Origin of the sequence: Paenirhodobacter enshiensis, from assembly GCF_000740785.1 — a bacterium.
GTDB lineage: Bacteria > Pseudomonadota > Alphaproteobacteria > Rhodobacterales > Rhodobacteraceae > Rhodobacter > Rhodobacter enshiensis.
Genome location: NZ_JFZB01000038.1, coordinates 1 through 12,227, shown reverse-complemented (window position 1 = coordinate 12,227; position 12,227 = coordinate 1). Strand labels below are relative to the sequence as shown.

8 protein-coding genes and 1 tRNA gene are annotated in these 12,227 nt (G+C 64.8%); 5 read left to right on the top strand and 4 right to left on the bottom strand.

Translation table 11 applies throughout. From position 1 onward, the window contains the following. Positions 1–738: 738 nt before the first annotated feature. The 4 genes from CG50_RS13785 to CG50_RS13770 form a co-directional block, all read right to left on the bottom strand. Positions 739–814: transfer RNA gene (locus tag CG50_RS13785), tRNA-Ala, on the bottom strand. A 225-nt stretch (positions 815–1,039) separates the two neighbouring features. Beyond that, a complete protein-coding gene (locus CG50_RS13780) occupies positions 1,040–4,174 on the bottom strand; it encodes an efflux RND transporter permease subunit (protein ID WP_036639564.1) in 3,135 nt (1,044 codons plus the stop codon). A gap of 1 nt (position 4,175) precedes the next feature. Next, complete coding sequence (locus CG50_RS13775) at positions 4,176–5,375, bottom strand: efflux RND transporter periplasmic adaptor subunit (RefSeq protein ID WP_081880449.1); 1,200 nt, start codon at positions 5,373–5,375, stop codon at positions 4,176–4,178. Positions 5,376–5,458: 83 nt separating this feature from the next. Continuing rightward, complete coding sequence (locus CG50_RS13770) at positions 5,459–6,889, bottom strand: efflux transporter outer membrane subunit (protein WP_169743355.1); 1,431 nt, start codon at positions 6,887–6,889, stop codon at positions 5,459–5,461. 324 nt (positions 6,890–7,213) lie between these two features. Here CG50_RS13770 and CG50_RS13765 point away from each other — a divergent pair, with 324 nt between their 5' ends. The 5 genes from CG50_RS13765 to CG50_RS13745 form a co-directional block, all read left to right on the top strand. Then, positions 7,214–7,873, top strand: coding sequence for a TetR family transcriptional regulator (locus CG50_RS13765; protein ID WP_051910012.1), 660 nt, complete (start codon positions 7,214–7,216; stop codon positions 7,871–7,873). 227 nt (positions 7,874–8,100) lie between these two features. Then, positions 8,101–8,736 (top strand): helix-turn-helix domain-containing protein, encoded by a 636-nt coding sequence (locus CG50_RS13760; protein WP_036639562.1) that lies wholly within the window; start codon positions 8,101–8,103, stop codon positions 8,734–8,736. A 135-nt stretch (positions 8,737–8,871) separates the two neighbouring features. Beyond that, positions 8,872–10,443 (top strand): ABC transporter substrate-binding protein, encoded by a 1,572-nt coding sequence (locus CG50_RS13755; protein WP_036639567.1) that lies wholly within the window; start codon positions 8,872–8,874, stop codon positions 10,441–10,443. Positions 10,444–10,514: 71 nt separating this feature from the next. Further along, positions 10,515–11,522 (top strand): ABC transporter permease subunit, encoded by a 1,008-nt coding sequence (locus tag CG50_RS13750; RefSeq protein WP_036639560.1) that lies wholly within the window; start codon positions 10,515–10,517, stop codon positions 11,520–11,522. A 74-nt stretch (positions 11,523–11,596) separates the two neighbouring features. Then, on the top strand, positions 11,597–12,227 hold a 631-nt coding region (locus CG50_RS13745), incomplete at its 3' end, for an ABC transporter permease subunit (RefSeq protein WP_245615740.1).

Sequence of the window (12,227 nt, the reverse complement as noted above, 5' to 3'; positions counted from 1 at the left end):
GCAGAGTGTCCGGTTTTCGGGGTCCACCTCATTTCACTGGGTCGATACACCGCATCTAACGTTGCAACCCGATACGACCGGTGCCCGGAAACCTTCTTCTCTGCAATCACGTTAGCCGCAACCGTCTTGTTCTGGCTGTGAAACTCAATGAGTCTGGACCCTAAGGATGCAAGGGGCTGTGTCATATCGGGGGGCTGTCGAAAGTCTGGACGGCACGGCCGCCGGCCCCGCGCGCCCCCCCACACGCACAGATTTTTTCCTCTGCTTGAATTTGGCAAGTGGGAACCATTCAAGCGGCCCTTGCTTCATTGGGCTTTATGGCCTTCGCGACTTTGAAAAGTGACCATGTGGTTCTCACTGGTTCCTGAGTGCGAACCGCCCATCGCGCCGGGCTTTATGTCAATTTCTGCCGGGTATCGGGTGGGGCTTTCCCGAATAGCACGAATAGCGGAAATAGCAGGGTTAGCGGCGCTCTGGGCCGTGTCGCACATGCCGCCGTTGTGGCACTGCCCCCTGTCAGTTTTAGGAAGCCCCTGCCCCGCGTGTCCCCTTTGTTTGTACTCAAGCTTACCCCCAAAGGGGTAGGAGTCGGGAACAAGTTTCTGGCCTATCTGATCGTCCAAAGCGGGCCGATAGCGTACCGGAGTATCTAAGTTTTCAAGTGGGGTTCAACGTGGGATAAAAGCGGCTTCCGTATCCGGATTATCGCTTACCATCAAAGACTTAACGGAAACGGCTTGGTGGAGCTGAGGGGGATCGAACCCCTGACCTCATCATTGCGAACGATGCGCTCTCCCAACTGAGCTACAGCCCCTCGCCGTGAGCGGGCTTTTCGCGCTTTGGCGGGGGAATGTCAAGCGCCCGAAACAGTAGGAACGAAAGTTTTCCGAATTCCGGTGATTTTCCCGGAAGTGCCTGATGCCATGGACTTTCCCGTTCGTCCCTTCGCGCCCTTCCCCGGCGAAGTCGCCGCCGCGATAAAATAACGGGCCGCCCCGAAGGGCGGCCCGCCAAGGCGTTGCTGACGGAAACAACGGCCTCAGTTCGTCGAGGGCTCTGCCTTGCGGCTGCCGCGCCGCTCAAAGATCCAGGACACGATCACGAAGAACAGCGGCACGATGAAGATCGCCAGAAACGTGCCCGACAGCGTGCCGAACAGCGTCGCGTAACCGATCGCCTGACGCGCCCCCGCGCCCGCACCCGTCGACAGCACCAGCGGCACCACGCCGAGGCAGAACGCCATCGAGGTCATCAGAATCGGACGGAACCGCAGTTTCGCCGCCTGAATCGCCGCCTGCACCGCAGTCTCGCCGAAATCGCGCATCCTCTCCCGGGCGAATTCGACGATCAGGATGCCGTTCTTGCCGGTCAGGCCCACCACGGTCAGCATACCGACCTGGAAATAGACCCCGTTCGACTGTCCGCCCAGAAGCGCCCCGAGCAGCACGCCGATGATACCGACCGGCATCGCCAGCAAGATCGCGACCGGGATAGACCACGATTCGTAAAGCGCGGCGAGGCACAGGAAGATCGCGGCAAGCGACAGACCGTAAAGCGCCATCGCGCCGTTCCCGGCCTCTTTTTCCTCAAGCGACATGCCGGTCCACTTCAGCTGGAAGCCGGGCGGCAACTGCGCCGCCAGACGCTCCATCTCGGCCATCGCCTGACCCGAGGACACCCCCGGCGCGGGCGAGCCCTGGATCTCCATCGACGGGAGCGCGTCATAGCGCACGACCTGCTGCGGACCATAGGTCCACTCGCCTTCGGCAAAGGTCGACAGCGCCACGAACTGGCCATCCTTGTTCGGGACGCGCCACTCCTGGAACGACTGAGGATCGGTCCGCGCCGCAGGCTCGCCCTGGACATAGACCCGCTTCACCCGACCGTCATAGAGGAAGTCGTTCACATAGGACGACGACCAGATCGTATTCAGGAAGCTGCCGACCTGCGCCGCCGTCAGCCCGACGGCACCCGCCTTCGCCCAGTCGATGTTCAGGCGATACTGCGTCGCGTCCTCAACACCGTTCGGGCGCACCGCCGTCAGCTTGTCGCTTTGCTTGGCCATGCCCAGAAGCATGTTGCGCGCCTTCAGGAGCTGCTCATGCGTCTGACCGCTGCGCGCCTGCAGGAAGGCGTCGAAGCCGTTCGAGTTGCCCAGTTCGATCACCGGCGGCGGCACCACCGGGATGACCATCGCCTCCTTGATACCGCCGAACAGCGGCCCGAAGGAGCGTTTGACGATCGCCCCCACGCCGTTCGCGGCGCCGTGACGCTCGTCCCAGGGCTTCAGCTTGACGAAGCTCAGCGCCATGTTCTGGCCCTGCCCCGCGACAGAGAAGCCAACCACCGAGAACACCGAGGCGACATTGTCCTTCTCGGCGGTCTGGAAGTACTGCTCGACCTTCTTCGTCACCTCGCGGGTCTGCGCCCAGGTGGTGCCCGAAGGGGTCTGCGTCAGCACGAGCAGCACGCCCTGATCCTCGTCCGGCAGGAACGACGTGGGCGTGCGCACATAAAGCCAGCCCATCGCCACCACGAGGATGACATAGACCGCAATCAGCTTGACCGGATTGGTCACGACCTTGCGCACGATGCCGCCGTAACCGTTGGTGGCACGGGTGAAGTTCGTCTCGAAGCCGCGGTTGAACCAGCCGGAGAACCCCTTGCGCGGGCGCGGCTCCTTCAGCAGCGTGGCGCACAGCGCCGGGGTGAACACCAGAGCCACCAGCACCGAAAGCACCATGGCCGAGACGATGGTGATCGAGAACTGCTTGTAGATCTGCCCCGTCGATCCGCCGAAGAACGCCATCGGCACGAACACCGCCGAGAGCACCACCGCAATGCCGACGAGTGCGCCCTGGATCTCGCCCATCGACTTGACCGTGGCCTCGACCGGGCTGAGCCTTTCCTCGTGCATGATGCGTTCGACGTTCTCGACCACGACGATCGCGTCGTCGACCAGCAGGCCGATGGCCAGAACCATCGCCAGCATCGACAGCGTGTTGATCGTCATGCCGAGCGCGGCGAGAATCCCGAAGGTGCCGAGCAGCACCACCGGCACCGCCAGCGTCGGGATCAGCGTCGCGCGGAAGTTCTGCAAGAACAGCAGCATCACCAGGAACACCAGCACGATCGCCTCGATCAGCGTGTGCACCACCGCCTCGATCGAGATCGTGACGAAGGGCGTGGTGTCATAGGGGATGACATATTCGACGCCGGCCGGGAAATAGGCCTTCAGCTCTTCCAGCCGCTGCTTGACCACCGTCGCGGTATCGAGCGCATTGGCCCCGGAGGCGAGCTGGATCGCCATGCCCGCCGAGGGCGCGCCGTTGTAAAAGCCCGAAATCTCGTAGTTCTCGGCACCGAGCTCGACGCGCGCGACGTCGCGCAACAGCACCATGCCGCCGTCCGAGTTGGTGCGCAGCACGATACGCTCGAAGTCCTCGGGGGTCTTGAGCAGCGATTGCGCAGTGACGGTGGCGTTCAGCAACTGCCCCTTCGGCGCCGGCATCGCGCCGAACGAACCGGCCGAGATCTGCGCGTTCTGCCCGCTGACCGCGGCGATGACCGTATCGGGCCCCATGCCATAGGAATTGAGCTTCTGCGGATCGAGCCAGATCCGCATCGCGTATTCCGAGCCGAACACCTGCGTCGTGCCCACGCCCGGCAGGCGCGAGATGCTCTCGACCATCGACGAGCTCATGTAGTCGGCGAGATCGGCCTGCGAGCGCTTGTGATCGGTGGAGATCAGCGCCACCACCATCAGGATGCCGGAGGTCGATTTCTTCACCGTCACGCCCTGGCGTGTCACCGCTTCGGGCAGCGAGGCCTCGGCCTGACTGAGCTTGTTCTGCACCTGAACCTGAGCGATGTCGGGGTTGGTCCCGAGCTTGAAGGTCAGGGTGATCGTCGCCCGCCCCGTCGAGGTGGTCGAGGAGTTGATGTAACGCAGCCCGTCGAGGCCGGTCATCTCCTTCTCGATGATCTGCACGACGGTATCGGCCACCGTCTCGGCCGAGGCGCCGGGATAGGTCGCGGTGATCTGGACCGCCGGAGAGGCGATCTGCGGATATTGCGAGATCGGCAGGCGCATGATCGACAGCACGCCCGCCCCCATCACGATGATCGCCAGAACCCAGGCGAAGATCGGTCTGTGAATGAAGAAGCGCGACATCTCAGTTCGACCCGCCCTGCTTGGCCGTGCCCGGAGCGGCGCCCGCAGCCGCACCCGCAGCCGCACCCGCAGCCGCGCCATCGGCCGGAACGACGGTCACCGGCGCGCCGGGGCCGGTCTTCTGGAAGCCCGAGGTAATGACCTGATCGCCCGGGTTCACGCCCTGGGTGATGATCCAGGTGTTGCCCATCGCCTGCGCGACAGTCACCGGCCGCTGCGCCACCTTGCCGTCAGCCACGACCCAGACATAAGCCGCGCCCGAACCGTCGCGCATCACCGTGTTCTGCGGCAGCGCGATCGCCCCCTTCGCGACGGTCTGCGGCATCTCGACCTCGACATAGAGGCCCGGCAGAAGCACCGTGTCGGGGTTCGGGAAGGTCATGCGCAGCGTCACCATGCCGGTGGTCGGCTCGACCTGCGGCTCGGCGGCATCGAGGCGCCCCTTGTAGGGATAGACCGATCCGTCGGGCAGCGTCAGGCTGACCTCTCCCGTTGCCCGCATCGTGCGGCCTTCTTCCGTCGAGGTCATGCGCAAGATGTCGGTCGCCGACTGAGTGACGTCGACATAGACCGGATCGAGAGTGCGGATCGTGGTCATCGCGCTGGCCTGCTGGGTCGAGACGAGAGCGCCGACCGTGGTCTGCGACAGGCCGATCACGCCCGCGACCGGAGCGGTGACCGTCGTGCGGTCGAGCTCGATCTCGGCGGTGTTCTGCTGCGCCTGCGCGGCCTCGAGCGCAGCCTGCGCCGCATCGAGCTGCGCATTCGCGGTATCGCGGTTCTGCGCCGTGCCGGCGTTGCTGGCAAACAGCTCGCGGGCGCGCTTGGCGTTGATCTGCGCCAGCTCGAAATTCGCCTGCGCCTGGCTGACCGCGGCCTTCGCGGCACTGACCGCGGCGCGATAGGTGCTGTCTTCGATCTTGTAGAGCGGCTGGCCCTTCTCGACGACCGTGCCCTCCTTGAACAGGCGTTCCTCGACGATGCCAGACACCTGCGGGCGGACTTCGGCGACGGTCGAGGCCTTGATCCGCCCCGGCAGCGGGATGCTCAGGGTGTAGTCGCCCGCTTCGGCCGAGATCACCGTCACCGGCGAGGGACCGCCGGCGCCCATGCCCTGCGCCAGCACCGGAGAGGCCGCCAGCGTCAGGACCAGTGCGGACCAAAGACCGAGGCGGCCTTTACTGCTCGGATGAATGTTCATGGATGACCTGCTTGTTCTTGGGAGGGAACGAATATGACGAGGCCCCGCACGTTCCGGCGGGGCCTGCGCTTGGTGTCAGGGCCTCAGCGCGCGGTGCCCCCCGCGGCTGCGACACTCAGTGTCACGTAATCGGTGGCCTGCTGGCGCACCGCGGTGGCCAGCGACTGCTGGGCCGCCAGGTAGGCACGTTCGGAATCGAGAACGTTGATGAAGGTGCCCTCGCCGATCTCGTAGCTCGAACGCGACAGCTCGGTGGTCTCCTTCGAGATGCTCACCAGACGCTGTTGCGCCGCGATGTTGCGCCCGTCGCGGTTGTAGGCGGCAAGGCCGGATTCGACTTCGGAGATCGCCTTCAGCACCGACTGCTCCCATCCGAGCCTGGCCTGGACCGCACGCGATTCGGAGGCCTTCAGATTCGCCATGTTCTGCCCGCCGGTGAAGATCGGCAGGTTGATCGCCGGCCCGATGGCCCAATACGAGATGCTGCTCTTCCCCGGGCTGGAAACGTGCAGCGGCGTGATTGACCCCGACAGCGACACCGAGGGATAGAACGCCGCCTTTGCCACGCCGACGCCATAGGCCGCGGCGGCATAGTTGCGTTCGGCCATGCGCACATCGGGACGATCGCGCACCACATCGGCAGGCACGCCCACGCTCGGCTTGAAGCGGGCGGAGGGCTGCGGGGCCGAACGGGTCAGCCGGGTGCGCAGATCGGCACTGCGCTGCGCGGTCAGCATGGCGAGCTGGGCGAGCGACTGGTCGAACCCGGTCTCGTAGGCGGGCAGGGTTGCCTCGCCCTCGGCCACCAGCTGATCGGCCTGCAGCACGTCGAGCTTCGAGGCCGAGCCCAGATTGAACTGGGTCTGGGTCAGTTCGAGGCTGCGCTTGCGGCTGGCGATCGAGCGGTTGGTCAGCGCGATGCTTTCCTGGAAGTAGCGCAGGTTGACATAGGCCGCCGCGATCGAGCTTTCGATCGTCAGCCGCGCCACGTCCGCCGACAGATAGGCGGCATCGAGCTGCGCCGCAGCCGCCTTGCGGGCGTTGCGGTTCGCACCGAAGATATCCAGCAGCCACGAGAAGCTCGGCGTGATGTAGGTCGAGGTCGTGATTGCCCCCCCGCTCGCCGCCGCGTCCGCGGACAGCGCGCGCTGCGCCCCGGCACTCGCCTGCACCTGCGGCAGATCGTTGCCATTGACCGAGGCGACGGAGGCCTGCGCCTCGTCGATCGCCGCGATGGCCTGCTGCAGCGTCAGGTTGCGCGCATTGCCCGCCGCGATCAGCTGATCGAGCTGCGGATCGCGGAACGCGCGCCACCACATCCGCGCCTCAGGGCTGGTATCGCGCCCAGGTGCGGCTGCATCGAACTTGCCCGCGACATCGGCTGTCGGGGCCAGGTAATTGACATCGGCGCAGCCAGCCAGGGCCAGCGTGGCGGCCGACCACATCAGCAGATTGCGCCGACCCAGCGGCCGCGCCACTCCGCGCTGCCCGTCGGTATTGGTGAGCGTGCTCATTCATCGTCCCTTGTTCGGATCACCCAGTTTTGCCGTTTCGCGACCGGAAAACCCCGTCCGGAACGGCCCTGCGGCGTCCAGCCTACACCCGGAGGGATACTCCGTCGACAGCCCGCCCGTCCCGGCGCCGGCCCATTCCGCGAGGTCCCCCTCACGAAAACCCGCCGGGCAACGAAAGCGGAATCGGCGCGGCGATCCCCTTGGTTGCCGCCAGTTACATACATTGCTGTATGTTTGTAAAGCGGATATGATCCCTTCGTGACTCATCTATGGCATCCGGCCCGCCCCAGCCCCTGCCGCGCCCAAAAAGGAGGCAACGACGACATGAAACGGTCCAAGGCCGATGCCGAGCAGACGCGGGAAACCATTCTCGACGCCGCAGAGAAGCTGTTCTTCTCGCGCGGGGTCGAAACCACCTCGCTCGACCGGATCGCCGCGGCCGCAGGGGTCACACGTGGGGCAATCTACTGGCATTTCAAGGACAAGGCAGATCTGATGATCGCGCTGCGCCGGCGCTGCTGCCTGCCGCAGGAGGAGATGATGACCTGCGCCGCGGCGACCGGGCACCCGGACCCGTTCGGGCTGCTGGAAACCAGCGCCCGGGACATGCTGTGCAGCTTCGAGGCAGACGAGCGGCTCCAGCGCATGTTCCTGATCCTGTCCACGCAGATGCCCGGCACACCCGAGGCCGAGGCAATCAGCCGCGCCAACGGAGAAATGTTCGAAATTCTGCTGCAGCTGATGCTGATCGCCGAAGCGAACGGGCAGCTGTCGGACCGGCTGACCCCGCGCGAAGCGGCGGCATTTCTGATGATCACCATGAACGGTTTGCTGAACGAATGGCTGCGCTCGGGGCGCAAGTTCTCGTTGCAGGCGATGGGGCGAAAGCTGCTGAGCGAACAGATCTGGCTGATGCGTCGCCCCGCGAACGACGCCGGCGACGGGAAAGCCCCCCGCGACGCATCCCCCGAAAGCGCGGCTTGACCGCCCGGCCGCGTGCCGCCCACCGTTTCTGACCGGACCTTGCCGTCTGCGTTCCATTGTCGCGTTTCCGGGCACAACGCCGGAACGCGGTCGGTGAAATCATTTTCTTGTTGGAAAAATTTTTTTGATAGGTTCAAAGAGATTTCGATCTCTGCCGCCGGCCGATCCATTCCGGGCTCTGTCGTGCGCGTCGGGAATCAGGAATCAGACCGCATTCAAGAGGGACGATGACACGACGGCCGACGACAGCACTGGGAAGCGAACCGGGCCTGCGCATTCGCAAGCTGCGCCAGAACAGGCGCATGACCTTGCAAGAGCTCAGCACCGCCTCGGACGTCTCGGTGGGCTACATCAGCCAGGTCGAGCGCGGTCAGGCCACGCCGTCTCTCGGCACGCTGGCGCAGCTGGCGGCGGCGCTCGGGGTTTCGGTCGACTATTTCGTCGCCACACCGCGCCAGGCCGACAGCGTGACCCGGCAGGCGGAACGGCCGCGGTTCTCGGTCGGCGCGAGCCCGCTGACCTACGAGCAGATCGGCGCCGAATTCCCCGGCCACGAGCTGACCTCCTTCATCGTCAACATGCCGGTCGGCTACACCTCGGAGGAAACCCGCCACGAGGGCGAGGAACTGATCTATGTCCTCGAAGGCACCATCGAGCAGGTAGTCGAGGGCCATGCGTTCCGCCTCGGAACCGGCGACAGCATTCATTTTCTCGGCCATCTGCCGCATCGCTGGTCGAATGTCGGCGAAACACCCGCACGGGTGTTGTGGAGCGGCAAGATGCAGCATGGCGCCACGCCATCGGCGCTGCGACCGGATGCAACACACACGCCTGTTGACGCGAAGACGGACATTCCCGGATGATCGGCACGAAAGCTGCCCCATCCGGGCGAAGGTCGCGCCCCCTGCCGGGGGCGGGCACACCAAGACCCAAGAAACCAGTCAACCGAGGAGCATGACATGGCTTTGAAGAAACTTGCGGCGATCGGCGCCGCGGCGATGCTGATGTGCGGCACGGCCGCGATGCCGGGCTTTGCCAAGACGTTCGTCTATTGCTCGGAAGCCTCGCCCGAGGGCTTTGACCCGGCGCCCTACACCGCTGGCACCACCTTCGACGCCTCGGCGCATCCGGTGTTCAACCGCCTCGTCGAGTTCAAGCCCGGCACCACCGAAGTCGAGCCCGGCCTCGCCGAGAGCTGGGACGTTTCGGAAGACGGCACCGTCTACACCTTCCACCTGCGCAAGGGCGTGAAGTTCCAGACCATCGACGGCTACACCCCCACACGCACCCTGGACGCCGATGACGTGGTGTTCTCCTTCGTGCGCCAGAGCGATGCCGCCAATCCCTGGCATGGCTATCTGCCGGGCATCACCTATGAATATTACGACGGCATGGACCTGCCGAAGATCGTCAAGTCGGTCGAGAAGGTCGACGACCTGACCGTCAAGGTCACGCTGAACATGGCGAACGCGCCGTTCCTCGCCGACCTCGCCATGCCCTTCATGTCGATCGTGTCGAAGGAATATGCCGACACGCTGCAGAAGGAAGGCCGCATGGCCGACTTCAACAACATCCCCGTCGGCACCGGCCCGTTCAAGTTCGTCGCCTATCAGAAGGACGCGGTGATCCGCTACGCCAAGAACCCCGACTACTGGGGCACGGCGCCGAAGATCGACGATCTGGTCTTCGCGATCACGCCCGACGCCTCGGTCCGGCTGCAGAAGCTGAAGGCCAACGAATGCCAGCTGATGCCGTTTCCGGCACCGGCGGATCTGGCCGACATCAAGGCCGACAAGAACCTGAAGCTCGACAGCCAGTCCGGGCTGAACGTCGCCTATCTCGCCTACAACACCACCGTCGCCCCGTTTGACGACGTGCGCGTGCGCAAGGCGCTGAACATGGCCATCAACAAGCAGGCGATCATCGACGCCGTGTTCCAGGGCGCCGGTCAGGTGGCGAAGAACCCGATTCCGCCGACCATGTGGTCCTACAACGACGCGGTGAAGGATGACGCCTACGACCCCGCCGCGGCGAAGAAGCTGCTCGCCGAGGCCGGCGTGAAGGATCTGACGATGGACATCTGGGCGATGCCGGTGCAGCGCCCCTACATGCCCAACGCGCGCCGCACCGCCGAGCTGATGCAGGCCGACCTCGCCAAGGTCGGCGTCAAGGCGAACATCGTCTCGTATGAATGGGGCGAGTATCTGAAGAAGTCGACCGAGAAGGACCGCAAGGGCGCCGTCATCATGGGCTGGACCGGCGACAACGGCGATCCGGACAACTTCCTCGCGGTGCTGCTGTCGTGCCAGGCGACGGGCGACGGCGGTTCGAACCGCGCTCAGTGGTGCAACAAGGACTTCTCCGATCTGATCACCAAGGCGCGCGAGACCTCTGACGAGGCCGAGCGCACCAAGCTCTATGAGCAGGCTCAGGTCGTGTTCAAGGATCAGGCGCCGTGGGATACCATCGCGCACTCGACCCAGTATGTCCCGATGCGCAAGGATGTCACCGGCTTCACCATGAGCCCGCTTGGCGATTTCACCTTCGAACGCGTCGACATCACCGAGTAATCCAGCCTTCAACCCCAGGATGCGCGGCGGGAGAAATCCCGTCGCGCATTTCGATACTGAAAGGAGAGCCCATGGTCAGGTTCCTGGCGACAAAGCTCCTCTACCTGATCCCGACGTTCCTCGGGATCACGCTCATCGCCTTCGGCTTCGTGCGGGTTCTGCCCGGCGACCCCGTCCTGCTGATGGCAGGCGAACGCGGCATCACGCCCGAGCGTCACGCCGAACTCGCCCATCAGCTGGGTTTCGACCGGCCGATCTGGGCGCAATATTTCGATTTCCTCACCCGGCTGTTCCACGGCGACCTCGGCAATTCGCTGGTCACCAAGAAGCCGGTGCTGACTGAATTCTTCACCCTGTTCCCCGCGACGCTGGAACTTGCCCTCGTCGCCATCATCCTCGCGACGGTGATCGGCGTTCCGGTCGGCGTTCTCGCCGCGATCAAGCGCGGCTCGTGGTTCGACCAGATGTCGATGACCACCGCGCTCGTCGGCTTCTCGATGCCGATCTTCTGGTGGGGTCTGCTGCTGATCATCCTGTTCTCGAGCACCCTCGGCTGGACGCCGGTGTCGGGGCGGATGGGGCTTTTGTATTTCTTCAAGCCGGTGACCGGCTTCATGCTGATCGACAGCCTTCTGTCGGGGCAGAAGGGGGCCTTCGCCTCGGCGGTCAGTCACCTGATCCTGCCCTCCATCGTGCTGGCGACGATCCCGCTTGCGGTGATCGCGCGGCAGACGCGCTCGGCCATGCTCGAGGTGATGGGCGAGGATTACGTGCGCACCGCCCGTGCCAAGGGGATGCCCGCGCGCCGGGTGGTCATGGTCCATGCGCTGCGCAACGCGATGATCCCGGTGATCACCACGATCGGTCTGCAGATCGGCGTGCTGATGGCCGGCGCCATCCTGACCGAGACGATCTTCTCCTGGCCCGGCATCGGCAAGTGGATGGTCGACGCCATCGGACGGCGCGATTATCCCGTCGTGCAATCCGGCCTGCTGATGATCGCCGTCATCGTGATGGCGGTGAACCTGCTCGTCGATCTGACCTATGGCCTCATCAACCCGAGGATCCGTCACAAATGACCGATACCGTTGCAAAAACCGCGGGAACCGCACCCGCGGCCGTCCGGCTGACGGACGGTCAGATCCGCCGCCAGATGATCGCCGATTTCTGGTATCACTTCCGTCAGAACAAGGGCGCGGTCGCGGGGCTGTTCGTCTTCGTGCTGCTGGTGCTGTGCGCGCTGTTCGCGCCGCTGATCGCGCCGCACGATCCGGCGCAGCAGTTCCGCGATGCGCTGCTCGCCCCGCCGGTGTGGCAGGACGGCGGCACGTCCGGGTTCATTCTGGGCACCGATGCGGTCGGACGCGATCTGCTGTCGCGGCTGATCTACGGCTCGCAATACTCGCTGTTCATCGGCGTGGTGGTGGTGGCCATCGCGCTCATCGGCGGCATCGTGATCGGCATGGTCGCGGGCTTCTTCGGCGGCGCGGTCGACCAGGTCATCATGCGGGTGATGGATGTCATCCTCGCCTTCCCGTCGCTGCTGCTGGCGCTCGTGCTGGTCGCAATTCTGGGTCCGGGGCTGACCAATGCGATGATCGCCATCGCCATCGTCTACCAGCCGCACTTCGCGCGCCTGACCCGCGCCGCGGTGATGGGCGAGAAGAACCGCGAATACGTCACCGCCGCGCGGCTCGCCGGTGCCGGCAACATGCGGCTGATGTTCCGCACCATCTTGCCGAACTGCCTCGCGCCCCTGATCGTTCAGGCGACGCTGTCGTTCA